19 protein-coding genes are annotated in these 25,662 nt (G+C 63.1%); all 19 read left to right on the top strand.

Annotated features, from left to right (window positions below; genetic code table 11):
* The first annotated feature begins 7 nt into the window (after positions 1 to 7).
* The 19 genes from D9V28_RS00255 (at position 8) to D9V28_RS00345 (ending at position 25,650) form a co-directional block, all read left to right on the top strand.
* Entirely contained in the window at positions 8 to 4,552 is a 4,545-nt protein-coding gene (locus tag D9V28_RS00255) for a type VII secretion EssC family protein (RefSeq protein ID WP_121657738.1), read from the top strand.
* Positions 4,553 to 4,610: 58 nt separating this feature from the next.
* Positions 4,611 to 4,907 (top strand): WXG100 family type VII secretion target, encoded by a 297-nt coding sequence (locus tag D9V28_RS00260; protein ID WP_121657739.1) that lies wholly within the window; start codon positions 4,611 to 4,613, stop codon positions 4,905 to 4,907.
* Between the two features lie 86 nt (positions 4,908 to 4,993).
* A complete protein-coding gene (locus tag D9V28_RS00265) occupies positions 4,994 to 5,317 on the top strand; it encodes a hypothetical protein (protein ID WP_121657740.1) in 324 nt (107 codons plus the stop codon).
* 44 nt (positions 5,318 to 5,361) lie between these two features.
* On the top strand, positions 5,362 to 6,708 hold the full coding sequence (locus D9V28_RS00270; RefSeq protein WP_121657741.1) for a hypothetical protein: 1,347 nt from the start codon (positions 5,362 to 5,364) through the stop codon (positions 6,706 to 6,708).
* A gap of 49 nt (positions 6,709 to 6,757) precedes the next feature.
* Positions 6,758 to 7,357, top strand: a complete 600-nt coding sequence (locus D9V28_RS00275) for a hypothetical protein (RefSeq protein WP_121657742.1) — start codon at positions 6,758 to 6,760, stop codon at positions 7,355 to 7,357.
* The gene (locus D9V28_RS00280) at positions 7,354 to 7,977 is read left to right on the top strand and encodes a hypothetical protein (RefSeq protein WP_121657743.1); all 624 of its coding nucleotides are present in this window, start codon (positions 7,354 to 7,356) and stop codon (positions 7,975 to 7,977) included. Before D9V28_RS00275 ends, D9V28_RS00280 begins: the two co-directional genes overlap by 4 nt.
* Complete coding sequence (locus D9V28_RS00285) at positions 7,970 to 8,851, top strand: hypothetical protein (protein ID WP_147440884.1); 882 nt, start codon at positions 7,970 to 7,972, stop codon at positions 8,849 to 8,851. The genes D9V28_RS00280 and D9V28_RS00285 overlap by 8 nt, the downstream gene beginning before the upstream one ends.
* Before the next feature lie 104 nt (positions 8,852 to 8,955).
* Complete coding sequence (locus D9V28_RS00290; RefSeq protein ID WP_121657745.1) at positions 8,956 to 9,555, top strand: hypothetical protein; 600 nt, start codon at positions 8,956 to 8,958, stop codon at positions 9,553 to 9,555.
* Positions 9,556 to 9,733: 178 nt separating this feature from the next.
* A complete protein-coding gene (locus D9V28_RS00295; RefSeq protein ID WP_121657746.1) occupies positions 9,734 to 10,228 on the top strand; it encodes a hypothetical protein in 495 nt (164 codons plus the stop codon).
* Positions 10,225 to 11,133 carry a hypothetical protein gene (locus tag D9V28_RS00300; protein ID WP_121657747.1) on the top strand — a complete coding sequence of 303 codons (909 nt, stop codon included), beginning with the start codon at positions 10,225 to 10,227 and terminating at the stop codon, positions 11,131 to 11,133. Before D9V28_RS00295 ends, D9V28_RS00300 begins: the two co-directional genes overlap by 4 nt.
* Before the next feature lies 1 nt (position 11,134).
* Positions 11,135 to 12,724 carry a lipase family protein gene (locus tag D9V28_RS00305; protein ID WP_121657748.1) on the top strand — a complete coding sequence of 530 codons (1,590 nt, stop codon included), beginning with the start codon at positions 11,135 to 11,137 and terminating at the stop codon, positions 12,722 to 12,724.
* The gene (locus tag D9V28_RS00310) at positions 12,721 to 13,260 is read left to right on the top strand and encodes a hypothetical protein (RefSeq protein ID WP_121657749.1); all 540 of its coding nucleotides are present in this window, start codon (positions 12,721 to 12,723) and stop codon (positions 13,258 to 13,260) included. Before D9V28_RS00305 ends, D9V28_RS00310 begins: the two co-directional genes overlap by 4 nt.
* 94 nt (positions 13,261 to 13,354) lie before the next feature.
* The gene (locus tag D9V28_RS00315; RefSeq protein WP_183086378.1) at positions 13,355 to 14,188 is read left to right on the top strand and encodes a PP2C family protein-serine/threonine phosphatase; all 834 of its coding nucleotides are present in this window, start codon (positions 13,355 to 13,357) and stop codon (positions 14,186 to 14,188) included.
* A 7-nt stretch (positions 14,189 to 14,195) separates the two neighbouring features.
* The gene (locus D9V28_RS00320) at positions 14,196 to 15,476 is read left to right on the top strand and encodes an FHA domain-containing protein (protein WP_183086379.1); all 1,281 of its coding nucleotides are present in this window, start codon (positions 14,196 to 14,198) and stop codon (positions 15,474 to 15,476) included.
* Between the two features lies 1 nt (position 15,477).
* On the top strand, positions 15,478 to 17,100 hold the full coding sequence (locus D9V28_RS00325) for a protein kinase domain-containing protein (protein WP_121657752.1): 1,623 nt from the start codon (positions 15,478 to 15,480) through the stop codon (positions 17,098 to 17,100).
* Positions 17,097 to 17,903, top strand: coding sequence for a hypothetical protein (locus D9V28_RS00330; protein ID WP_229727666.1), 807 nt, complete (start codon positions 17,097 to 17,099; stop codon positions 17,901 to 17,903). Before D9V28_RS00325 ends, D9V28_RS00330 begins: the two co-directional genes overlap by 4 nt.
* A gap of 142 nt (positions 17,904 to 18,045) precedes the next feature.
* The gene (locus tag D9V28_RS00335; RefSeq protein ID WP_147440885.1) at positions 18,046 to 23,289 is read left to right on the top strand and encodes an Ig-like domain-containing protein; all 5,244 of its coding nucleotides are present in this window, start codon (positions 18,046 to 18,048) and stop codon (positions 23,287 to 23,289) included.
* A 21-nt stretch (positions 23,290 to 23,310) separates the two neighbouring features.
* Positions 23,311 to 24,279, top strand: a complete 969-nt coding sequence (locus tag D9V28_RS00340; protein WP_121657754.1) for an AAA family ATPase — start codon at positions 23,311 to 23,313, stop codon at positions 24,277 to 24,279.
* 15 nt (positions 24,280 to 24,294) lie between these two features.
* A complete protein-coding gene (locus D9V28_RS00345; protein ID WP_121657755.1) occupies positions 24,295 to 25,650 on the top strand; it encodes a DUF58 domain-containing protein in 1,356 nt (451 codons plus the stop codon).
* Positions 25,651 to 25,662: the final 12 nt, after the last annotated feature.

Consider the following 25,662-nt stretch of genomic DNA (forward strand, 5'->3'; position numbering starts at 1 on the left):
GACGAACATGCGCCTCAAACTGACCTATGCCCGCCCGACGGGTGCCCGCGACGACATCATCGTCACAACGGATGCCGGAGCGACCATCGCCGAGGTTGCCTCGACAATCGCGCGGGTCGACCCCGCCGAAGCGTTGCCCAGGGATGGGAACTACACGCTTCAGGCGGCGCTGCCGGGGCACTCGGAGTGGTTGGCGCTTCCGCCGGACGCTCCCGTGGGGGAGTCATGGATCGGCTCGGGTGCAACAGTGCACATCTCCGACGCTGGCAAATACTTTTCCCAGGCGAAAACGGGGCACGCGCCGACACTCGCGACGATCACGGTGCTCTCCGGTCCGGAGGTGGGCCGCAGCATCCCGCTCACCGCAGGCAGTTGCACGGTCGGTCGCGACGAGTCCTGCGAGATTGTTCTCGACGACAAGATGGTCTCGAAAAAGCACGCGCGGCTTGAGGTCGGAGACGCCGTTGACGTCGTCGACCTGGGGTCGGCGAACGGTGTCGAGGTAGACGGCGGTATCGTCGCCCGGCTGCGTGTCACCGAGACGGAGACGATTCGCCTCGGCGACACGGAACTGCGAATCGCCCTGCACGAGTCCGTCGCCGAAGCCGGGGTCGCTCCGAAGGCCGGACCCATCTTCTTCAACCGGTCGCCGAAGGTGGAGCAGCGGTACGCCGGCCAGGAGTTCACGGCTCCCGAGGTGCCCGCCGAGAAGGAACCACAACCGTTCCCGCTGCTGGCGATGCTCACCCCCATGCTCATGGGTGGTGCGCTATTCATGCTGACCAAAAACCCGATGTCGCTCATCTTCGTCGCCATGACACCGCTGATGCTCATTGGTAACTACATCACCAGCAAGCGCCGCGACAAGAAAGCTCTCAAGAAGGCGATCGCCAAGTTCGACACTCGGCTGGCAGACCTCGACGAGCGGCTGCAGAAGGAGAGCGTCACCGAGCGCGTGCTGCGCCTCGCCGAGGCTCCATCAACGGCTGAAGCGCTTGACGGCGCCATGCGGCGCGGCTCGCTCCTCTGGACCCGACGTCCGGAGCACTGGTCCTTCCTCAACGTGCGGCTCGGCGTCGGGTCGATGACGTCGCGCAACTCGATCAAGTCGAGCGAGCACGGAGACCTTCTGCCCAAGTTCCAGGAACGACTTGAAGCACTGATCGAGAAGAATAAGTACGTCGCCGGCGTGCCCATCATCGACAACCTTCACGACTCCGGTGCCCTCGGCATCGCCGGTTCCCCCTCGGCCGCGATCGGCTCGCTCAACTCGATCCTCGTGCAGCTCACCGCTCTGCACTCTCCGTCAGAACTCGCGGTCGCCGCCATGGTGACCCCGCAGTGGTCCGACCAGTTGGCCTGGCTCAAGTGGATCCCGCACACCTCCTCACCGCACTCGCCGATTGAGGGCATTCACCTCGCTGACAGCGCCGGTAGTGCGGCCAACCTCATGTCGGCTCTCGAGGAGATCATCCAGTCTCGTATTGCCGAGCAGAAGGCCAAGCTGCAGCGCCGAGGTGCCATGGCGCAGAAGGCCGCTGCGCTCGAACGCGGCGCCGATGTGGGCGAGTCCAAGGACGAGGGCTTCCAGGCTCCGCTTCCTGCCATCGTTGTGCTCATCGCCGACGACGTCTCGGTCGACCGGGCACGACTCGTGCAACTCGCCGAAGTGGCAGCGGATGCCGGTGTCTACCCGATCTGGATGGCTCGCGACGTCCCAGCCCTTCCCGCCGTCTGCCGCACGTACCTGTCCGTGCCAGACGATGACGGCTTCGCAACCGTCGGCTATGTCCGCATTGGCGAGGCGATCACCGATGTGGTCACGGAGCTTATCGACCCGCAGACGGCGCTCGACTATGCCCGCCGGATGGCGCCCGTCATCGACGCCGGTGCCCTTGTCTCAGACTCCAGCGACCTGCCACGTTCCGTTTCCATGGTGGCGCTTCTCGGCCATGACCTTGTTGAGCACAGTGACGCGGTCATCGACCGTTGGCGCCAGAACACCTCGATTCACGACCGCACCCCCGGTGTCGAGCCGAAGAAGCGCCGTGCGGGCAAGCTCCGCGCGACCATCGGTTCGGCGGGCGTCGATGCTATGCACCTCGACCTCCGCACCCAGGGGCCGCACGCCCTCGTGGGTGGAACCACCGGTTCCGGTAAGAGTGAGTTCCTTCAGGCCTGGGTTCTTGGCATGGCCGCGGAGTATAGTCCCGACCGCGTCACGTTCCTTTTTGTTGACTACAAGGGCGGATCCGCTTTCGCCGATTGCGTGAGCCTCCCGCACTGTGTTGGCCTCGTCACCGACCTGAGCCCGCACCTGGTGCGCCGCGCACTGACCAGCCTCCGCGCTGAATTGCATTTCCGCGAGCACCTGCTCAACCGGAAGAAGGCCAAGGACCTGCTCGAGCTCGAAAAGCGTGGCGACCCAGACAGCCCGCCTGCCCTCGTCCTCGTCATCGACGAGTTCGCGGCGCTCGCCGGAGAGGTCCCGGAGTTCGTCGACGGTGTCGTCGACATCGCCCAGCGCGGCCGCTCGCTCGGCATTCACCTGATCATGGCAACCCAGCGTCCCGCCGGCGTGATCAAGGACAACCTGCGCGCGAACACCAACCTGCGCATCGCCCTTCGTATGGCGGACGAGTCTGACAGCACCGACGTCGTCGGCGTCAAGGACGCAGCACACTTCGACCCGGCCATCCCAGGTCGTGGTCTCGCGAAGACCGGTCCGGGCCGCCTGCAGACCTTCCAGTCCGCCTACGCTGGCGGCTGGACCTCACGAGAGCCCGAACGCCCCGGCATCGATGTGACCGAACTCCGGTTCGGCGCGCAGGCCCGCTGGGAGGAACCCGGTCGCGGCGATGTCGACGAATCGCGCGACCTCGGTCCGACAGATCAGCAGCGGCTCGTGGCATCGATCGTCCAGGCCGCCGACCAGGCTCGCATTCCCGCCCCGCGTCGACCATGGCAGGATGAACTCGCGCCGGCGTACGACCTTGGCAAGCTGCGCCAGCGTACTGACGCGCAGCTGTTGCTCGGCGTGAGCGACCTGCCCGAGAAGCAGCTACAGCTTCCGGTCTATTTCTCCCCGGATGTCGATGGTCACCTCGTCATCTATGGCACCGGCGGCTCGGGCAAGAGCACGGTCCTTCGAACGCTGGCGACCGCAGCGGCAATCACCCCCCGCGGTGGACCTGTCGAGGTGTACGGACTCGATTTCGGTGGCGGAAGCCTGCGCATGCTGCAGGACCTCCCGCACGTCGGGTCGATCATCAATGGGGACGACACCGAGCGGGTGATCCGCCTCATGCGCCAGCTCAAGCAGGAACTCGAGGCCCGCGGACCGCGCTTTGCCGAAGCAAACGCCTCCTCGATCGTCGACTATCGACGCCTCGCCAATCGACCAACCGAAAGACGAATCCTCCTGCTGATCGACGGGTTCCAGAACTTCCGCTCTGAGTTCGAAATTCCGGCAGGTCGATCGCAGTGGTACGGGGTGTTCTCCGACATCATCTCTGGCGGACGCCAGCTCGGCATGCACGTCGCCTTTACAGCGGACCGCACCGGCTCTGTACCCAGCTCGATCAGCTCGAGCGTTCAGCGTCGTGTCGTACTTCGGCTCGCCGACGAGACCGCGTACGCGATGGTCGACGTGCCCGGAGACATCCTCTCGACATCGTCGCCAGCTGGCCGCGCCATTGTCGACGGCGAGGAGACCCAGATCGCCGTCCTCGGCGGATCGTCGTCGCTCTCCGACCAGTCCGTCGCCACCAAGGGACTCGCAGCGGCCATGACCCGTGCCGGTGTGATTCCCGCTCAGCCGGTGCGTTCGCTGCCGAAGGAATACCCGGTGAGCGACTTGCCCACCCGAGTCGGCTCGTTCCCCGCCATCGGCATCAGCGACGAGGACCTCGGACCAACAGGTATCGAACTCGTCGGCACTTTCCTCATCTCGGGCCCGCCGGCGAGCGGTCGCACAACGGCGCTCCGAGGAATCGTCCAGTCGATCGCGCGGTTCGATCCAGAGGTGCGGCTGTACTACATCGGAAACAAGCGATCGCCCGTCTCTCGTGACCCGCGGTTCATTTCCGCAGCTGTGGCTATCGAGGATGCGGCGACGCTCGCAAAGGAGCTTCTCGCTGCGATTGTCGACCCAGACACCGAGGGCACCATTGCGGTCGTTGTCGAGCAGATCGGTGACTTCCTTCAGACAGCGGCAGACAACCCGATCGTCGATATGATCCGGGCGATCAAGCGCAGCGACCACTTCATCGTGGCCGAGGCCGAGTCGAGCTCCTGGTCGAGCTCGTGGCCGTTGCTCGGCGAGTTCAAGAACGCGCGCAGAGGACTCCTGCTGCAGCCGGAGACCATCGATGGTGACATCGTGCTCAAGACGAGCCTGCCGCGGATGCAGCGTGCCGAATTCCCGCAGGGCCGTGGTGTGCTGGTTTCGGGCGGAAAGTTTGCCCGAGTGCAGCTGCCGCTCGCGGTCGAAGAGGCAGAGAAGGCTGATGGGGAGTGGTCCCCATCGACGAGTGGGTTCGTCCTCAGTTAGGTTGTTCACGTGGGGACGATCCAGACGGGATCTCCAAACCAAGGATTGGACTATCACCATGGCAAACATCAACGTAACCTTCAACGACCTCAAGGCTGCTTCCGGTCAGATCATCACGGGCAAGGGTGCGCTCGAAGACAAGATCAACGAGCTGCAGCGCCTCGTGACCGACCTCGTGTCGAGCGGCTTCGTCACCGACCAGGCGTCCGGCGCGTTCCAGGAATCCTTCACCACCTTCACGCAGGGTGCTACCCAGGCAGTCGGCGGTGCACAGGGCATGGCTGACTACCTCACCAAGGCAGCCAACTCGCTCGAAAGCGCAGACGCCGAACTGGCCAACGCCATCCGCGGCTAAGGCCTCACAGCTTCTTCGGGGAGGGTCGGCGCTGCCGCCCCTCCCCGAATCTCTTTCACTTTTCTCCAACTCTCCGGGGGTTTTTCATGAGCGGGCAGCTCATCGTCAAGGGTCAACTTCTCAAGCAGACGCAGATCGACCTGCAGTCGATCCTGACCGAGTTTGAGGGGGCCGAAAAGTTCAGCGAAGCCGTCGCGGACCTGACGGGTCACCCGCGCCTCGCTGGCCGGGTGAGAGACTTCGCATCGAGCTGGAACATCAAGCGCGATGAAACGATCGAATCGGTGAAGGCAATCAAAGACAGCGTCGGCTCGATCGCTGACACCTTCACGCAACTTGACGCGGACCTGGCCAAGGCCCTGACCAAGACCTCCGGAACGCCGATTCCGGGCGTGCCAAGTGCCTCCTAGCGGCCACCTTTCGCTTTTCCCCTCGACAGTAAGGTCGTAAATCGATGTCCTTCCCTGAAATCACAGGCGATCCAAGCCAGCTGAAGGTGTACGCCACCCGCTATTTGAATCTGGCTGATGCCATTCAAAACGCGTCCGCCACGCTGAAAGCAGTTGGCGAAAACTCCGACGGAAACAGGTCGAAGGCTGTCGACGAAATCCGGGTCCAAGCCAAAAAAAGCGCGGAGAGCATCGGCAAAGCGGAACGCCGCTACCGTACGACCGCGACGGCGCTGAGCACATACGCAACGGCACTCGAAGACGCGCAGGCCGAGGCTGCCGAAGCTCGGGTTGCCCATGAAGGCGCAAGTCAGAATCACGCTGCAGCACAGGCGAAAGCCGACGAATTTGCGGACAAGGCAGCGATTCCGGGCGAAGCTCAGGCAGCCGACAGCCACTCGCAGACGGTGTGGAGTGGGCAGGCAAGCACTTTCGCGGCAGCGGCTTCGTCTGCCCAGTCGAAGTACGACCAGGCCGTCGCAAAGAAAGAGGCCGCAGGCAACGTCGCGGCGAACGCCATCGAAGCGGTCGTCTCTGACGACGACCTGAGCGACAGCTGGTGGGACCACCTCGTTGACTGGGTCGAGAAGTGGGGTGATTGGATCGCCATCGTTGCGCTTCTTCTGTCGTGGGTGCCCATTCTTGGCCAAATTCTCCTCGCGGTCTCAGCGCTAATCAGCATCATCAAACTCATCGATTCGCTGATGAAGTTCACACGCGGCGAGATGTCGCTCGGTGAAGTCATCGGTGCCGCTGTCGGCGTGGTTCTCAGCCTCATCGGTGGAAAAGCCATCATGGCTGCCATCAAGGGGATTCGTGCCGCTCGGAGCGGACGTGCGCTCTCTCGAGCGAACGCTGCTCGGGACAACGTGCTACGGAACGCTAACGCGCAGACGCCGTCTCGCCCCGTCACCCGGGCACGGAACCTCGCGGACAGGAATCACCGCGAGAACATGAACGATCTGAGGAACACATTCGCTCCGAAGACCTTGGGCAAGGAGTTGCTGGAGAACGCGACTAAGCCATTCACGGATTTCAAGGACGCGTTCAAGGGCCCGGAAGCATCCGAGTTCCTCCGGTCGCTCGCTGAAGGGAAGAATGGCAAGATCTGGAAGCTGCTTCAACAGGGCGACGTGACCGACTTCTCCAAAGCGCTCCAGTCGATGGACTGGTCCGATATGCCTCCCGAGCTCAAAGCGGAAGTCATCCTTGAGGGTGCAAAGGTGTTTGGCGAAGCAGCTGAGACGATTGCTGCGCCGTTCACCGATGTGCCGCTCACCATCGATTCCCTCATCGGCAAGGGAACCGACGCTGTGACATCCAGCCTGAGCAATTCAATCGATGCCCGATAGTGGAGCGACGAATTTTCTCACACCAGCCCGGCTCTGTAGGGTTGCGTAAGTGACTGCATCAGAGATCGTCGGGGTTCGGCTCAACCTTCCTGAGGACTGGTACGACGTCGATCTCGAAGCGGAAAGCCCGGCTGAGTGGATCGCGTCCCTCCCCGTGAAGTTCGATGGCAGCGTCGACCAGGAACTGTTCGCCGGATTGATGGCCTCGCTGCGGGAGGCGATGCTCGTTGACGAGGTCGATGTCGCGGCCATTCAGCTGAAGTCACCGAACCGAGGCAATGTCGGCGCGGCGTTGCTCTTCGAACTGCTGAATCGTGGCCCACACGACACACCGGAGAGCTTCCTCGAGTTCGCAGAGTCTCATAAGGATTTGCGCACCCCTGAGCTCGACATCAGTTCCTTCGTGTCCTGGACCGGCGAGCACCCATCCGGCCCGTATGTGGCTTTCACCTATCTCGCGCTGGTCACCACACCTGGACGCGAGGAGAGCGCCCTCGAAGAACGGGCCGTCTACACACTCTTCCCCAAGTCGGCCACTCAACTCGTTCAAATCACATTCCGGACCGCGCGGCTCGGTGTTTTTGACGACATCGCCGAAGAAACGTCGACGATGGTCGGAAACATCGAACTGGACCTGGAGCCGGCATGACCCGCAAAGTGATTCTGACCGGCGCCGACCTGTCGCTGATTCTTCCAGGGTCATGGGCTGTGGTTCCCTTGACCGACCGTGACGCCGCCCAGGCGCGGATCACGGCGCTCATCAAAAAGCAGATGGGGAAAAACGATCGCTTGGCGAGCGTGCGGCGCGAGCTTAAGACAAGCCTCGTTCAAGCTGCGGAGGAAGCCATTACGTTTGGCGCGGTCGGCCTCGCGATCTCGCTTGAGATTCTCCCAGGAGTCCCGTTTCCTGCGTCCCTGATCATCATCCCGGTCAACTGGCCGTCTGCTTTCGAAAACGACGACAGCACCCAGACGGAACGGCTTCTTGCCACCTACCCGGGCGCGACACTGATAGACGAAGAATCGGACCGGCCGATCGTTCGGCGCCACGAGGTGGTAACGACAACTTACGAAACCGAAACGTCCACGGACTTGCGCATCAACTATTGGCTGCCCGCCGGGGACGGTTCGCGGCTGGCTCGGGTACACATCAAGGCGCCGATGGCCCACACCCCTGCGTTGTGGCTTGAGTTGTTCGACGCGATTGTCGGTTCCCTCGGCTGGCTGAATCGAGCGTCGCTCGAAGATGAAGGAGCAAAGGTTGTCTAACGGCGATTCCTGGAACGTGGAAACAAAAGACCGGATGGCCGAAGCTCCTCCTTCGGGAGAAAGCGAATCGTCAGCTGGCACCGAGCGCGTTCGCAAAATCGTCGCGGTGGTCGGCAACAGCATCGGCGCGGTTGCACTGGCCGTCGCGATCGCCGCCCTCGTTGCCATCCTGTGGTTCACCCGAGAGGGCGTCTCCATCAGCGACGTCTTCGAGGACGACCGGTCCGGATCGACGACAACGTCGTTCCCGATTCTGATGCTGTTCCTGTCGATGATCGGGTTCTTCTTTGGCCAGTTCGCCAGCCGTGGACGCTGGGGAGTTGGCGAGAACATGTCCGCCTGGAGTAGCGGCACATTCCGGATTGTCCTCAACCCGACGAGCGTGGCCCTCCATACGACGCTGTGGCTGCTCGCCATTCTCGCCTGGGTTCTCGTCTTGCCGTTTCCGGTCTATCTGGACGTCGTCGGCAAACTTGCACTCGAGGACGGTTCGTCGTCGGCCCGGCAGTTCTGGTTCGCCGCCATCGCCTACGGGGCCATTGCTGGAGCGATTGCTTCCGTCGTTTTTGTCTCGCTGCTGAAGAAACTCACATACAACCGGCTGTTGGACCGCAATCGTGCGTCAATCGTCGATGGGTCAGCGACGCAGGTTGCCTGGCGTCGTTTCTCCCACATCTGGCGTGGTGAGCTTATGGTGGCAGCCGTCGCCGGAGGGGCGCTGGGCCTCGCGCCCGTCGGCTTCCATGTGGACAGTTCGGCTTATGTGCTCTCGTTCGCGGCGGCTGGAGTCGGGCTGCTGATCGCGTCCATTGTTATGGCACTGAACGCATGGCGGTCAGGGCTGCCTGTCGAGCGCGTCGAGTCGTACACATAGGACGATTAATTCGGACGCCGGGTCCCGGGGTGACGGCTCTCGAAGTCGTGACAGGCGGGCGGATGGCTACACCGCCGACCCGTAAATTGCTAGCGTAGACGCCTATGGCAACAGGCTCTCACATCACAGGCGTATCACTCACCCTCCCCGAGAACTGGTTCGACGTCGATCTGGAAAGCGCAGATTCGTCAGAGTGGATCGCCGGCCTCGACATCGAGTACACGGACTCAGCGGATGTCGACCGTGTGTCGAGCGCGCTCGACTCCATTCGGTCGAAGTTCATCGCCGACGGTGTCGACGTCGCCGCGATCATGCTGCCCGAGCCAAACGGCGGATTCATCGCCGCCGCCATGGTGCTGCGTGTTCTCGAGCTGGACCCGGACGACAACCCAGAGACCTACCTTGAGTTCGCGGAATCGCACCGCACCCTCAGTTCGACTGAGTTCGCTGTGAGCCGGTTCACCTCGTGGCGCGGCACCCACCCGAACGGAGAACTCATCGGTTTCAGTCATCTCGCGCTCCTGACCCAGGAGGGTCAGGACCACGGTGAGCTCGAGGAGCGCGCTGTCTTTGCGATTTTCCCTCCCGGCGCTGAGGAGATGGTGCAGATCACATTCCGTACGGCGCGCCCAGACGCGTTCACCGATATGGCCGCGGAGACCGCACTGATCGTGGACGCTGTCGAACTGGAGCTGGCCCCGTAGCGGGGAGGGCATCGCCGTCGACATGACCCGGCTCAGCGGTGCCCATCGCATCCGCGGCCGTCGGATCTCCCGCGTCCCGTCCCACGGGCCGATGGGCAGTGCTGCCCATTGGTCGTGTCTCACTCAACTCCTAGGGTGGGAAGCGTGAACCTCCCCCAACCTGCAAACCGGTGGCACCGTGTACGGCAACTCTGAACAGATCAGGAGCCGCGCCCTTGAACTGCGCGGTATCGCGACCGACCTGAGAGACCAGGCGGCGGTCATGCTCAGCGCAGCCGACGCGGACTGGGTGTCTACGGCTGCGGCGAAGTACGCGGAGGAAGCTCGACAGAAAGCCGTGCAGCTCCGCGCGCTCGCCGATGGCGCTGATGATGCAGCCCAGGCCGTCGACGACCACGCGGCGGCGGTTGACGCCATGAAGGCCGCGATTGAAGACGCCGCCAATTGGCTTACCGATCGATGGAACGCGGCAAGCAATCTGGTGAACAACACAGTTGAGAGTCTCAAAGAGGGCGCTGTCCGAGTCTTCGAGTTCCTCGGCAGGGAAGTTCCCCCTTCTCTCGTCGCACAGGCGAAGAACCTGGTTACCGGTGTCCCGCGTCTTCCCGAACAGGGTTCGGTCGAATGGCTCGACGCTGCAGCTCACACCAAGAGGAACGGATGGGCCGAATGAGCGCACCACACACAGAGACGCGGCGCACCCGCATTCTTCTCTCGGCCGACGAGTGGCACCTGCTTACGTCGCGTATCGAAGCGATTCGTGTGCCCGTCGAGTTCGTCTCCGAGTGGGGCGACACCGTTGCTCCTGCCGAGCGGCAATTGCGGGAAGAGGCAGCGCTCGCCTCTCTCCAGCGCCGCCGGCTGGTCAACGACAAGGCGGTGGCCGGCGATCCCGACCTCACCGAAAACCTCCGCCCCGCATTGGGCGCTGTGCTCTCTCTGCCGCAGGTCGCAACGACGGTGATTGACATCGCCGCATGGGGGCCGTCGCGAAGTGTCCTCCAGTCGCTTTCAGTGGCTGGCTCTTTTTGCCTTGGGCTCGCGCGCACCCAGCAGGTGCAGAGTGAAAATACAGAAACGGATGCCACGCCTCGCGTTCTCGACGAGAACTCGGTCGAGATCACCGCGTGCGGTACCAGCGACCTCATCGACGAGGCACTTCGCTCTCTCGATCTGGTCGACAACAGTCCTTCAACCGGGTCGGAAGCGGTCTGCACTGTCTCGCTGGCTGACGCGTCCGCACTCGTTCTTGCGGCGCGAACCGGCAACCAGGACGTGGTGCGGGAATCCCTCCGTCGAGTGGACCTTGACCCGGACAACACGACCTTCGCGAAGCTCGCTGCGACCATCACCGGCGGGTTCGTTCTGCGAATGCACGACACGCTCACCGGCGAATCCTGGGCGCCCGCCTGGTTCTTCTCCGATGAGGGTTGGATCCGACTCGGCGTCGACATCGGCACACAGCCGGTCACAGCCCACGACCTCGTCGAAAGCGGGCGAGTGAGCTGCCGGACCGTTTCCAAGACCGCGATCACGGCAGATGTCACCGCCGCGCTCCTGACCCGGATGGGGTACTGAGATGAGTGGGATCACAGTCTCGGGTGGTGTTGGTGGCGTCGGTGCCAACCTCGACGATATGAGCAGACAGGCCGGGAAGCTTCGTGACCTTGGCGGGCTTCTCGTCGACAAAGGGATCGAATCTGGCCGCGTTTTGCTGGACGGGGACTACCTGGAGTCGGTCGTGCTCTCTCCGATCACCGCATCGCTTGTCGGAGCCAAGGTCGCGGTGGTCACGGGTGGCCTCGCTCTCCTGGCGACAGAGACGACGGTCATCGGCCTGTTCCTCGATGGAGCCGTTATCGCCTATCGGCTCGCCGATTCGACCCTGGCCGCTCTTGCCGAAGGGCTGGCGAACGCTGGCACCTTCGCCGCCGGAGTATTTGCGGTGCCACTCGCGATCATCGGCGCTGGCGGTGCCCTCATTTTCACAGGAGCGGCCGGCGTCGATGCCGCCGTCGATGAAGCCGTGAGTGCCGTTCAGGCGGGTCTGGCCGGCACCGCTGTCCTTCTCATCAAGAACCCTTGGCTTGCCGGCGACCCTGCTGCTCTTCTGGCCGAATTGGCTCGGCGCACCGCAGCGAACTTCTCGGGCGACGATGTGGCGGCCGACTTCACTGACACGATGACCGACGCCATGCAGGACCTCAACGAACTCGCGGGTGATCAGAGTTGGTTTGTCGACGTCATCGCCAACGGTGCACCAGGGCTCCTCTCCGGGCTGACCTTTCCTCTCGCTGCGCTGCTCGGTCCCGATGAGGCCGGTCGCTTGCTTTCGTCGATCACCGGCGGACCGTGGCCACCGCGCTCCTACGAAGAAGCGATTCAGGCGATTTTGGGCGGCGGACAGAAGTTCGGCCAGTTCGATGACGGCACGGTGACGATGTTCGATCCGGGGCCCCCTGACACTGCCACCAGTCCAACGAGCATCGCCGACCTCATGCACAACTCAGGTGAGATCGACGATCGGGACGGCGATGGCTCCTTTGCTCGCATCCGAATTGTCGAAGCGGGGGGAGAGCCACCACACTGGGTCGTGCAGATTCCAAGCACACAAGGCTGGGCCACCGAAGCTGGTTCAACGCCGAACGATGTCACAAGCGATTTGCACGCTATGGCTGGGTACCCGACTGCGCTCGCCGATGCGGTGAGGCAGGCGATGGCCGAAGCGGGGATTGGTGCGACAGATCCTGTGATGCTTGAGGGCTTCAGCCTCGGCGGTATCACCGCAGGGATGATGGCCGCTGACAAGAGCCTGCCTTTCAACGTCACCCACGTGGTGACGGCCGGTTCACCCATCGCCCGGTTTCCTATTGACCCGGACATTCAAGTGCTGGCGCTTGAGCACTCCGAAGATCCGGTTGCGCGGCTCGACGGACGGGGAAACCCAGTTGGTTCGAACTGGACAACCGTGCAAACCGATGCTCCCTGGTTGGCAAGCGAGGACCAGGCCCCTGGCATCGCTGGAGCCCATAGCGCTGAGCGTTACGGTATGACCGCTCAAGCGGCCGCCACACAGGGCGACCCGAGCTTCGAGCATTTCGTCGACTCGGCCTCAGGCTTTCTCAGGCCAGACGGAACCGTCGTCGACTACGGAGCGAAACGCCCATGACCGGCCGAACCGTCGTAACGCGCACCGTTTTGCTCTGTCTGACCGCTCTGTTTGCCTCGAGCATGCTGGCCGCCTGTTCGTTCGGGGGGACAGGCCGAGGCTCATCCGAGCCCGCTCGGGCGGAGTATTCCCATGTCCAGGCGGCTGAAGCTGTCGCCCAGCTGCCGGGGATCACCTCCGCGGAGATCGCGACGTCGACCGACGGGCTTCCGAGCCAGGTAAAACTCCTCGCATGGGTATCGGCTGAAGCCGGGTATTCTGCGAATCCCGCCGAACTGCTCGAGTACATCATTCGGCAGGCGTGGTCCTCAACGGATCAAAGACCAACCACAACGGTTCGGGTCGAACTCGGCATTGAGGGCCAGGACCTCGACCTCGTCGCACTCGCAGCGGAAATCGGACTCCCAGGCACGGTCGATCAGAACAATAAGAATGACTGGAGCGTGCGCATCCCGGTGGATGACGTTGCTGCCGCATACGGAGCGTGGCCGGGTGAAATTCCTCCGCCTCCCGCCTCGCTGGGCGTCAGTGAGTGACGCCCCTCAGTTTCTGGTCATCGACGGCGACGTGGTTCGATGGGGACTCCTCCCCATCGAGACCGCCAGCCAACATCCATAGAATTGCATGAACATGCCTGCCCACGTAGAAACCATCACGACTCCCCGCTCGAAGGTGACGGTCAGCGTCACCGGGCGGAGTGAGACCGGACACGTCCGCGCCCACAACGAAGACAGCCTCATCGCTGAGGCACCGATCTTCGCTGTCGCCGACGGAATGGGCGGCCACACCCGTGGTGATCTGGCCAGCCAGGCCATGGTGCACCAACTGTCGTACAGCATCCGCCGGGGTGAACCGACAACACCAGAAGCGGTATTCACGGCGATCACCGCGGCCAACTCGCTCATCGCGTCGTGGGCCGAAACCACAGGCATCGCCGGAACAACGGTTGCCGGTCTCGCCCTCGTCTCGCTCTCAAGCCAGGCCGACTGCCATTGGATGGCGTTCAACATCGGCGACTCGCGGGTGTACCTCTGGGATGACCACGAACTGCGCCAGGTCACCGTCGACCACTCGGCGATCCAGGAACTGATCGACGCAGGCTCGATCACACAGTTCGAGGCGCTCACTCACCCCGAGCGCAACGTCGTCACCCGGGCGGTGGGAGTCGAGACCGACGCCGACCCAGACGTGTGGCTCCTGCCGGCGTCAGACCACCAAACGTTCCTAATCTGCTCTGACGGGCTCACCCGCGAGGTCTCCCCAGAGCAAATCGAAGCGGTTCTGCGCTCAGGAGTCGAAGACCCGGCCGACCGACTGCTGCAACTCGCTCTCGACGCAGGGGCTCACGACAACGTGACGATCCTCATCGTCGATTCCACCAGCGTCGATACGACGCCGCCGCGCCCGGGCTATCATGAAAATCGGTCGCTCGGATTCCTCGAGCAGACCCTGCCGAGGATCTGAGGGTGGCATGACAGGGTATCTCTACGCCGACGCGCCTGAACACGACTGGCTCGCTGTCGCGACGGCCGGCCGCGTGCTTGTCGCCCGGGTCGGCGGCGATTCTGAACGTATCGCCCAGGTTGCTGCTGCCGGTGACGCAACAGCATCCGTTCAAAATGTTCTTGAAATGCTTACCGCGAAGGGGCTGTCGAACGTCGGACCGTTCGCCCTCGTCTTCTGGGTTGACGGCGCCATGAGGAGCAACGGCCTCGGCGTCATCGTGCGCGGCGGTGCGACCGTCAGCGTGATCACCGACGACGACACAGTGGTCGTCTCGTCGCGCGGCGTGACGACCTGGACAGAGCAGGTGATCGAGAACGCGGTCAGCTTCACCGTCGAGACCGGTGGGAGTAGCGCGACGGATCAGTTGCTTCCGCTGTCGCAGGGCGCAGCGTGGGTGTCATCGATTCGGCTCGACAACGATGCACCGCAAGCGGTGACGACGGATGCCGTGAGTGCGGCAGTCTCGCCCGAACCGGTTCCGCAGCGCCCCGAGCCCACTGTCGAACCGAGTGTGCTCGCCGAGAGCACCGAAGAGACTCGCGTCTTTCACACCACGACCGGGGTTCGGGCCGAAAAGGTAAGCCACCAGGGTGAACCTGAAGCCGACGGATACGACTATCTCTTCGGAGCAACAGTGTTTCGCACTGTCGGTTCCGCCGCGGTCGAGGAAGCCGAGAGCGACGACAGCGATGCCGCTGCACCTGCTGCACCCGCTGCGTCGGTCCCCGCCCCCGCGCAGGCAGCGGCGCCGCCGCAGCAGCCCGCGGCCCCGACGCTCGGCGATCACGACGGACACACGATGCTCGCCGCTGACATCCTCGAGGCTCGCCGTCGCGCCAAGGCGCAGGCTCCGGCCCCGCAGGCACCGCCGGTGCCGACCGCTCCGCAGGCGTCGAGCGTACTGCCTCCGTCGCACGCGTACGTTCTCGAGCTCCCCGACGGCGGAAGGCAGGCGCTCAGCGCTCCCGTCATACTGGGCCGCGCTCCGAGTGTGTCGAACGTGCCGGCATCCGTTCTTCCTCACCTCGTCACCCTCGTCGGTGATGACATCTCGCGCAGTCACCTGCGAGTCGCTGTTGAGGGCGGCACAGTTGTTGTGACCGACCTGCACTCGAGCAACGGCACCCATGTGATCGCGCCCGGCAAGCCACCGCAGTTGCTGCGCGCTGGCGAGCCGACACCGGTGATCGTCGGAACAACCATCGACCTTGGCAGCGATATCCTGCTGCGCATCACGGAGGCCTAAGGTGGCGGGTCGCTCGGTCGCCACTCCGCCAGAACTGCCCGGCCTGCACTACGTCCGTCCGCTCGGAGCCGGTGGTTTCAGCGACGTCTACCTCTACGAGCAGGAGCTGCCGAAGCGCAATGTCGCCGTGAAGGTTCTCGCGTCTGACGACCTTACCGACAGCACGCGGGCTGCGTTCGTCGCCGAAGCGAACCTCATGGCGCAGCTTTCGGCTCACCCGTACATCGTCACGATTTACCACGCCGCTGTTGCACCGGACGGGCGCCCGTACTTCGTGATGGAGTACTGCTCGGGGCCGAGCCTGGCCGAACAGTACAAGCGCTCCCGGTTCAGTGTGGCCGATGCGCTTCGCACGGGAGTGCGGCTCTCCAGCGCGGTCGCCACCGCACACGCCGCTGGCATCCTGCACCGTGACATCAAACCGGCCAACGTGCTCACGAACGGTTACGGCTGGCCTGCGCTCACCGACTTCGGCATCTCGAGTGCCGTCGACATCGAACTGCCCGTCAACACGACGACTCGTGAGGCTCTGAACTCGTCAGGAGCGACAGCGACTGGCTCGATCGGCATGTCCATTCCGTGGTCACCGCCGGAGATGTTCGACGACAACCCGCAGCCCGACGTGCGCAGCGATGTTTTCTCGTTGGCCGCCACCCTGTACACGCTGCTCGCCGGTCACACGCCCTTTGAAATCCCGGGCAAGCCCAATGGAACTGTCGACCTCATTGGACGGATCGAGCGGGGGAGTGTCACACCGATGGAGCGCAGCGATATCCCGCGCTCCCTGACGACGATCCTCGCCAAGGGCATGTCTGTGCAGGCCGACAATCGGTTCGCAACGGCCATCGACTTCGCGCGGGCACTGCAGCGTGTGGAGATGGAACTCTCCTATGCGCCGACCGCGATCGATGTTCCCAACCTCACGGTTCTCGACCGCCCAGGCAACGCAACCGATGATTCGGGCGACAAAACGCGCATTCGCGGTGTCGCAACCGTTCACGCCCAGCCGTCGGCGCCGATTCGTCCGCCGACAGCTGCCCCGAGCCCGGCGCCGGTGTCTCATGGGGCCGATCCGACGGTGATTCGGAGAATGCCGACGGTGCAACCGCAGGGCGCTACGGCGCCAGCGGAGGCGCCGGAACACACGGTTCTTCGCCAGCGCCCCCAGGCGCCGGTCGCGGAGGAAACTGCGCCGCCAGCCCCGACACGCAACCGTCTCGTGCCGATCCTTGGCGGAGCCGCGGCCGTCGTCGTGCTCGCGGGGGGACTCATCGCCGCCATCGTGCTCGGTCCGGACGCGCAGAACCCGAACGCCAACCCGACTCCCAAAGCGACCTCAGACATTGTGACGACCGGCGTGCCCACACCAGAGTCGGTTTCCGTCGCCCCGATCGGCGATGGCAGCAGCGTGACATTCACCTGGTCGAACCCGGAACCGGAAGATGGTGACACATTCCAGTGGCGCCGCACCGGCGGCACAGCTGATGAGATGCCGACCAGCACCAAGGAACCGACGGTGACGCTGGACTCTCTCGCTCCGGGCAGCCAGGTTTGTATCGAGGTCGCCGTTCGGCGAAGCTCAGGGAAAGTATCGGGGGACCCTTTGGAGATGTGCACATCGTGAAAGCTCCACGCGTTGAATTCTGTGGCGAGTGGTATGACATCACGCCTGGGCAGCCGTTCTTCGTCGGGCGCGAGTCCGACCTGATCATTGACGAGAACCCGTTCCTGCACCGCCGATTTCTGTCGATCAGTGATGAGAACGGGCTGTGGTGGTTGTCAAACGTCGGCAACCTCCTCTCCGCGACCGTGACAGACACGACCGGTCAGGTTCAGGCGTGGCTCGCACCTGGGGCACGCCTTCCCATCGTGTTCCCCGAGCTGACAGTGATGTTCAGCGCCGGCTCGACCACTTACGAGTTCACCATCCACGCTGAAGCCGAGTACTTCGGCACGAACGACATGACGGCACTGTCAGCGGGAACCACGACAGTCGGACCTGTGCACCTCACGAGCAGCCAGAGGTTGCTCATCGTCGCTCTGGCAGAGAACGTCCTGCGTCAGGACTTTCCGGGCCGAGGCGAGATCCCCGCTTCGGTCGACGCCGCCGCGCGACTCGGCTGGACGCAGACAGCATTCAACCGCAAACTCGACAACGTCTGCGACAAGCTCGATCGCATCGGCGTGCGTGGGCTCCGCGGTGGACGAGGCAAGCTCGCCACGGGCCGCCGGGCGCGCCTGGTCGAGTACGCCGTTTCGTCACGACTCGTCGACGCGAACGACCTCGTGCTCCTCGATCGCGAGAAGTTCGAACGCGAGTCGGCTGAGGCAGCCAAGGCCACGTCCGACAATGGGGACACCGGGATTGTTCACACCGGTTCAGCTGCGGCCGAAGACAGCTCACCACGGGCGCTGACTCGGCCATAATTCTCACCACTGCACCGTCCATGCGAACGCATGAGATCGCGGTGTTCCGCACATGCTAGCGTTGCTTGGGTTTCTGTGTCACCTCGATGAGGGTCGAGCGTTGTAGAACCCCACAACTGTGTCAACCCAGGGGGACAAGAACGTGTTGAAATGGCTTAAGGGTCGCAAAGTCACGGCCTCGGTCGTCGCACTTTCCGTTCTCGTCGCCGTTCCGGTCACCGTCGCGGTGCTCCACGAAGGCTTCCCCGTCACCGACGTCGACCTCAGCGCGCGCGACGTCTGGGTGACCAACGGCACCGAGCTCATGGCTGGCCGTCTCAACCGTCAGATCGAAGAGCTCAACGCCTCGGTCGCCACAGTGTCGAACGACATTGACGTGCTGCAGAACGGCGAGGACGTGCTGCTGCACGACAGGTCCGGCTCCACGGTCGAGCGCGTCGATTCGGCGTTCACCACCCTGATTGAGCGTGCAGACATGCCGCCAGGTGCCGAGCTCTCCCTCGGTGACACCAAACTCAGCATCGTCGATCCAAAGACCGGCGAGCTGTGGATCACCAACACCGCAGGCGAACTGCGGTTCTCCACCGTCGACACCAAACCGCTGGCGAAGCTCGGTGACAACGCAAAGGCCGTTGTTTCCACCGATGGCACCACATTCGCTGTGTCGCCCGAGAAGAAAAAGCTTTACGCCTACCCGGCCGGTGGGGGAGACCCGACAATCACCGAGCTGCCGAAGCTCGACGACTATCTCCTCACCGCCGCGGGTGAGCAGGCGGTCATTCTCGACCGCGACAAGAACCGAATTTTGACGGATGCCACAAGCTCCATTTCGCTCCCAGATCAGGGCGTGAAGTTGCAACAGGTCAGTGCGACAGGAGGTGAGGTGATTGTTGCGACAGGATCCTCGCTGCTTCGCGTCCGTCTCAACGACGACTCACCGCAGACCATCAAGGCCGAGATCACCAACCCGGTGACGAAGGCCAACGAGATCTCTTCACCGGTCAACCTCAACGGTTGCGCGCACGGCGCATGGTCTGGCGCGAGCAAGTACCTCGCGGTCTGCGGCGAGGCATCGCCGTCTCGCCAGCCGATCGAGCCGCTGGCCGAGGGAGCGACCCTCGAATTCCGTGTCAACAAGAACGTCATCGCCCTCAACAACCTGCAGACCGGTGACGTCTGGCTCGTCGACGCCAACATGCGCCTCGTCAAAAACTGGGAAGAGGTCACGCCTCCCCAGGAAGACGACGGAGAAGAGGGCGACGAGAAGGCGTCGACACAGTCATTCGAAGACACGCTGGCTGACCGAACAGAGCAGAACCGGCCGCCAATCGCGCGCGACGACGCGCTCGGTGCTCGTCCGGGCAAGAGCACAATCCTTCCGGTGCTCGACAACGACACAGACCCTGACGGTGACGTGCTCACCATCGGTGAGAACCTGCAGGGCCTCGCCCCTGAGTCCGGACTCATCGAGTTCATCGACGGTGGCCGTGCCCTTCAGTTCACCCCGAACCCAGAGCAATCTGCCGGAACCATCTCGTTCCGCTACTCGGTGTCAGACGGCCGCACCGGCGGCGTTGCCGAAGCAACGGTGAGTGTCACCATCATGCCGATGGAGACGAACGCGCCTCCGGTCGAACAGCGCAAGGGAGCCGTGAGCGTCGAGGTCGGACAGTCGATCTCGTACAACCCGCTCATCGACTGGCGCGACCCCGACGGCGACGACGTGTTTCTCCAGTCCGCCGTCTCCAACAACGGCGATCTCGTTCGGTTCTCGCACGAAGGTTTCGTAACCGTAACGCACACCTCCGCCCAGGAGGGCCCTCGGGACATTGTCTACGTTGTTTCCGACGGCTACGAAACAGCATCCGGAACTTTCACTGTTGATGTGAAACCGTCGGGAACCCTCGGCCCGATCGGAACACCCGACCACGTTCAAACATTCGTGGGTGAGCCGATCGATGCGTTCCCGCTCGACAACGACCTGTCGACGAACGGCTCACAGCTCGCACTCCTCGGTGCAGAGGCGCAGAGCGGTGGCCTCACCATCACTCTCAAGCCCGACTCGAACTCGATGCAGCTCGTTGCGGGTAACGCCGGTGTCTACTACGTGCAGTACACACTCGGCGCCGGCGCTGCCACCAGCATCGGTATGCTGCGGGTCGACGTTCGGGACGCGCCAACCGAGGTGCAGAAACCGATCGCCGTTCACGACACCGGGTACCTGCGACCGAACGAGCCGACCTCGCTCAACGTGCTCACGAACGATGTGGCGCCCAGCGGTAACGTCCTCGCCATTCGCTCGCTCGACATCCCTGATGAGTCGCGGGTGCTCTCGATTGAGGTGCTCAACTCCTCGGTGATCCGGGTGACTTCATCCGGAGCGGTGACCGACCAACTCCAATTCAGCTACACCCTCTCTGACGGCACGAACGAAGCGACAACAACCGTTTCGATAGTTCCGGTGCCGCCGCTGACGAAGCACCAGGCGCCCATCGCCGCCGACGACACCGTTACCGTGCGGGCGGGAGATATCGCGAGCGTTCCGGTGCTCGAGAACGACGTTCACCCCGACAACGCGGTGATGGTTCTTGCTCCTGACCTCGTCGAGCCGTCGACAGGCGGTCTTGCCTTCGTCACGGACGACCGAGTTCGTTATCAGGCTCCGCGGGACCCTGGTGTGTACACGGCCGCCTACATGGTGACGGATGCGTTCAAGCAGCAGGCGGTCGCACGGGTGACCTTCAATGTGGTCGGGGCCGATAAGGACAAGAACGAGGCCCCTGCTCCCAAGACGCTCACCGCTCGCGTTTTCGCCGACTCGTCCGTCGAAGTTAACGTGCCGCTTGACGGGCTCGACCCCAACGGCGACTCTCTCGTCTTCGACGGGCTGGCGAGTTCGCCGGCGCTCGGAAGTGTGACCGACTCGAACAGCACAACCTTCACCTATACGGCGGCTCCCGGTTCGGCGGGAACCGACGTGTTTTCCTACACTCTCAAAGACACCTTCGGTGCGACCGCGATCGGAACTGTGCGCATCGGCGTTATTCAGCGCGCGGCGCAGGACTCACCGCCCATCGCCGTCGATGACACCATCGAGGTTCAGCCGGGCCGCGTCGCCACCGTGCCGGTCCTCGGCAACGACTCAGATCCCAACGGGTACGAGATCGAGGTCGTGAAGGCGCTCAAGGAAGTTCCGGAGGGCGTCGTCGCAACAGTCAAGAAGAAGCAGTTCGTCGAGATTGAGGCGCCTGAAGAAGAGACGACGCTGTCGATTCGGTACGAGATCACCAACAACAACGGTGGAACAGACACGGCGTTCGTTCAGGTGCGGGTGACGAAGGAAGCCACCATAGAGCCACCGACACTGATCGACCACATTGTCGAGGCCGGCGACGTGGTGGGTGAGAAAACCGTCGACATCGACGTGCTCAAAGGCGCGAATAACTCCGGCGGGCGCACGGAAGACCTCGAAATTTCGATTGAAGGACCCAACGCCGCAAGCGCCGAAAACCTCGGAAACGGCAAGGTTCGAGTCACCCTGGTCGACAACCGCATGGCGATCACCTACCGACTGACCAACACGATCGACGACCTCAGTTCAGCGGCGTTCATCGTTGTACCGCCGTTCTCCGACGGGCTGCCTCCGGTGATGCGCGACTTGCCGACGCAGTACGTGGACAAGAACGCCACCCGCACGTGGAAGCTCGACGACATTGCGATGTCGCCAACCGGCAAGAAGATCAAGATCACGGATGCCAAAAAGGTCACCAGTGCGAGGAGCAACGGCGCATCGAGCTTCGTGGACAACCAGACGCTGACCTTCACACCGGCTCTTGATTACCGGGGACCCGCCAACATCACCTTTGAAGCGACCGACGGCTCATCGACGGGCGTGGCGACACTCGTGCTTCCGATCATTGTTGGCGACCCGGAGATGAAGGACGAACCTCCAACCTTCACGCCCCCCAACATGACGATCGAAGCGAACGGAGAGCCACAGACCCTCGACCTGCGGGCAGCGAGCTTCCACCAGAACCCGGAAGTTCTCGCAGATCTGGCCTATTCGGGACTCGGTGGCATGGCCGGCGGGATCACGGCGGACCTGTCGGGGTCAACGATCACCGTCTCTGCGCCGTTCGGCACGCCGACCGGCACAGCAGCAACGCTCACGTTCCAGGTCAAGTACCGCGAGTTTGTGATCGATGGCTCCGTGAATGTTCGTGTTGTTGCGTCGTCACGGCCGATGCCGTCGACGGTGGACGACTCGGAGCCGAATGGTCGCAGCAGCAAGGCGGTGACGCTCAACGTTCTCGGAAACGACTACAACCCTTTCCCGGGCCAACCGCTCACTATCGTCGATGTTCAGCTCAGCTCGGGCAACGCGTCGTACACGATCTCCGGATCGAACCTCATCATCACTCCTGGTCCCGAAAAGAGCCAGCAGATCAGTTACATCTACACGGTTCAGGATGCGACCAAAGATGCCACCCGTCAGGCGCAGGGTCGCGCGGATGTAGTTGTGACCAGCGCGCCGGACGCGCCTCCAGCGCCTACGCTCGACGGGTCCAGATCCGAGAACATTAGTGTGCTCGTCAAGCCGTCGCCGTCTAACAACGGTGCACCGATCACCGAATACATGATCACGCGAACCGGTGGTGATAAGGGCTCGGTCACGGCAAGGGGAAACCTGGGTGCGCCGGTCAACTTCGCTGGCGTCAACGGAGTGAGCTATTCGTTCACCGTCACCGCGAAGAACAATGTCGGGCTCAGCGCCCCATCGCCTTCCGCGTCGGCCGTTTCGTACGGCGTCCCGTCCAAGCCGGGTGTTCCAGATATGAGCCGAAGCGGGCGTTACGAGGGCTCGTCGGTGACGATGGAGTGGGCAGCTTCGTCCGACAAGGGTGGTGACCCGACGTTTGAATACCGCTGGTCGATTACTGATGGATCGAGCGGTAGCGGGACTCGAACGAGCGCTACGGTTTCGAAGGCCAAGGAGGGCACGTACTCCGGTACTGTTCAGGCGTGTTCTCGCGTGGGTTGTAGTGACCCGGTTCAGGCACGAAACAGCGTGGCGATCGAGAAAGAGCCGCCTCCTCCGCCTCCACCCCCTGTGGAGCCCGAGGACAAGCGCACCCTCTCGCTGAAGAAGGGCCCGGATGCGGGTGGCGGAAAGTTCTTCTATCACATCACCATGACCAACTGGGCGCCCAACACCTCATACAGCTGGAGCTGTTATGCAAACGGCAGTGTCTTCCGTACTTATTCCCTGACCACGAACGGTAACGGTGGCTTTGATGAAGCCCCAAGAACTTGTTTCTCGGGCTTCCCGGACACCAAGGTGATCGTCGCCGACAAGGAATCGAAAATCGTTGATTTCCGTCCATAATCTTGAACAGAAAGTTGCAAAGTGAGCGTCACACAGGAACAGTCAGCCTGGTTTGCGGGAGCGTTCGATTCGCTCGTGAACAACGTGGGCCAGGCGATCCTCGGCAAGGAGGAGACGATCAAGCTCGTCATCGCCGCCATGCTGAGCGAGGGCCACGTGCTGCTCGAGGACTTCCCGGGAACCGGAAAGACGGTGCTGGCAAAGGCACTCGCGAACACGCTCGAGGGAACGAACTCGCGCATCCAGTTCACGCCCGACCTGCTGCCGTCGGACGTCACCGGTGTCACGATCTACAACCAGGCGTCCAACAAGTTCGAGTTTCACAAGGGACCGATCTTCTCGTCTGTCGTGCTCGCCGATGAGATCAACCGTGCGTCGCCGAAGACCCAGTCCGCGCTCCTCGAGGTAATGGAAGAGGGAGTTGTCACCGTTGACGGTGAGAGCTACCCGGTCGGAAAGCCGTTCATGGTGATCGCAACCCAGAACCCGGTTGAGCAGGCAGGTACCTACAAGCTTCCGGAAGCTCAGCTCGACCGCTTCCTGATCAAGACGTCGCTCGGGTACCCGGACCGCACCACTGCCGTGGACCTTCTTTTGGACGCCGCTAACCGATCGCGTTCGTCGAAGATCAGCCCGATTATTGCGGCACCTTCGCTGCTCGCGATGTCTCAACTGGCATCCGAAGTTCATGTTGACCGTTCGGTGATGGAGTACGTGACCGACATTGTGCACGCAACCCGCTCGCACAAGGATGTCGCGCTCGGCGTGAGCATGCGCGGCGGTCTCTCACTCGCCCGCATGATCAAGACATGGGCGCTCGCACACGGTCGCATGTACGCGACTCCCGACGACGTCAATGCTCTGGCGATCCCTGTGCTTGCGCACCGTCTGATCGTCGACGCCGAAAGCGAGTTCGCCGGAGTTAAGGCCGAGGACATCATCGCCGGCATCCTGGTTGACCTGCCCGTTCCCGCTTACCGCGCCGCCTAGGCGCACGCACTCCCAATGACGACCAGCCTCGACGCACCTCCGATCGCGATTGAACCAGACGCGGACGTTGCTCAGGCGACCCCGGAATTTGTGCTGCCTCCCGCGAAGGAGAAGCGGCTCAGCGGCCTCGCGCCTGTAGCGGCGTCGTTCCGCGCTGGCGCTCAGATCGGTGCCAGGGCGACAACGCGGGTGGTGCGCGCGGGCTGGGGCCTTGTCGCGCCATACGTTGAGGTCGTTTCAGGGCTTGGTGCTCTTGTCCTGCTCTCAGGGATCGTTGCGCTGGTTCTCGGACTGCTGCTGGGCTGGCCGGAACTCACGTTTATGGGCATCGCGCTGCTTGTGGCCGTTCTTGTGGCGTTGCTGTTCCTCATCGGTCGGTCGACCTACTCCATCGACATCGAGTTGAATCCTCGACGAGTGATTGTCGGCGACCGTGCGATTGGTCGAGTGCTGGTCACGAACATTGGCAAGCGCCCGTCGACGGCCACCACACTCGAAGTGCCCGTGGGGGAGGGGCTGGCGGAGTTCGCCATCGGTGGGCTCCAGCCCGGCGAGAACACCGAAGAGCTCTTCGCTGTACCGACCAACCGCCGCGCAGTCATCCTCGCGGGGCCGGCAGTCTCGGTGCGAGGTGACCAGCTCGGTCTGTTCCGACGAGCGGTCCGGTGGACCGACCAGATCGAGTTGTTCGTGCACCCCATCACCACCCGGCTGCACCCGACCGCTGCCGGCCTTGTTCGTGACCTCGAGGGTCAGATCACCAAGAAGATCACCAACAACGACATTTCCTTCCACGCCCTTCGCGCCTACGTCACAGGCGACGACGTGCGTTATGTGCACTGGCGCACGTCCGCCCGAACCGGGCAGCTCATGGTGCGTCAGTTTGAAGAGTCTCGCCGCAGCCAGCTGACCATCATCTCCTCGAGTGACACGCGCTATTTCGCCAGCGACGCCGAATTGGAGCTCGCGATCTCGGTGACAGCATCCATTGGGTCACAGGTCATCCGCGACGGAACCCAGATCAGCGTTGTGACCGAGAACCGGGTGCTCAAGACCCATTCGGTTACGTCTCTGCTCGATGACACCTGCCGGATCGAGCCCCTCACCGGGTCAACGGCAACGGCCAGGGACTTCGCCCGCGAAGCGACGAAACGCCTGCCGCCACCCAGTGTCGTAGTCATCATCGCCGGGTCGCTCATGGACGCCTCCGACTATCGCGCGATCCAGCGCCTGTTCGGCGGGGAAACCAACGTGATGGCCCTCCGGATCGAGGAAGGTGCACGCGCGCGTATCCAGGACGTCGCTGGCCTCGCGATTGTCACGATCGGCGCGCTCTCCGATCTGCCTCGAGTGATGGCGAGGGCCGTATGAGTGAGCCGATGA

It is taken from the genome of Mycetocola zhadangensis (assembly GCF_003668565.1).
Classification (GTDB): domain Bacteria; phylum Actinomycetota; class Actinomycetes; order Actinomycetales; family Microbacteriaceae; genus Mycetocola_A; species Mycetocola_A zhadangensis.

Excerpts from the sequence above, each read along its gene's own strand:
- D9V28_RS00255 (WP_121657738.1), top strand. The coding sequence starts at position 8 with ATGCGCCTCAAACTGACCTATGCCCGCCCGACGGGTGCCCGCGACGAC.
- D9V28_RS00260 (WP_121657739.1), top strand. The coding sequence starts at position 4,611 with ATGGCAAACATCAACGTAACCTTCAACGACCTCAAGGCTGCTTCCGGT.
- D9V28_RS00265 (WP_121657740.1), top strand. The coding sequence starts at position 4,994 with ATGAGCGGGCAGCTCATCGTCAAGGGTCAACTTCTCAAGCAGACGCAG.
- D9V28_RS00270 (WP_121657741.1), top strand. The coding sequence starts at position 5,362 with ATGTCCTTCCCTGAAATCACAGGCGATCCAAGCCAGCTGAAGGTGTAC.
- D9V28_RS00280 (WP_121657743.1), top strand. The coding sequence starts at position 7,354 with ATGACCCGCAAAGTGATTCTGACCGGCGCCGACCTGTCGCTGATTCTT.
- D9V28_RS00290 (WP_121657745.1), top strand. The coding sequence starts at position 8,956 with ATGGCAACAGGCTCTCACATCACAGGCGTATCACTCACCCTCCCCGAG.
- D9V28_RS00300 (WP_121657747.1), top strand. The coding sequence starts at position 10,225 with ATGAGCGCACCACACACAGAGACGCGGCGCACCCGCATTCTTCTCTCG.
- D9V28_RS00305 (WP_121657748.1), top strand. The coding sequence starts at position 11,135 with ATGAGTGGGATCACAGTCTCGGGTGGTGTTGGTGGCGTCGGTGCCAAC.
- D9V28_RS00310 (WP_121657749.1), top strand. The coding sequence starts at position 12,721 with ATGACCGGCCGAACCGTCGTAACGCGCACCGTTTTGCTCTGTCTGACC.
- D9V28_RS00315 (WP_183086378.1), top strand. The coding sequence starts at position 13,355 with ATGCCTGCCCACGTAGAAACCATCACGACTCCCCGCTCGAAGGTGACG.
- D9V28_RS00320 (WP_183086379.1), top strand. The coding sequence starts at position 14,196 with ATGACAGGGTATCTCTACGCCGACGCGCCTGAACACGACTGGCTCGCT.
- D9V28_RS00345 (WP_121657755.1), top strand. The coding sequence starts at position 24,295 with ATGACGACCAGCCTCGACGCACCTCCGATCGCGATTGAACCAGACGCG.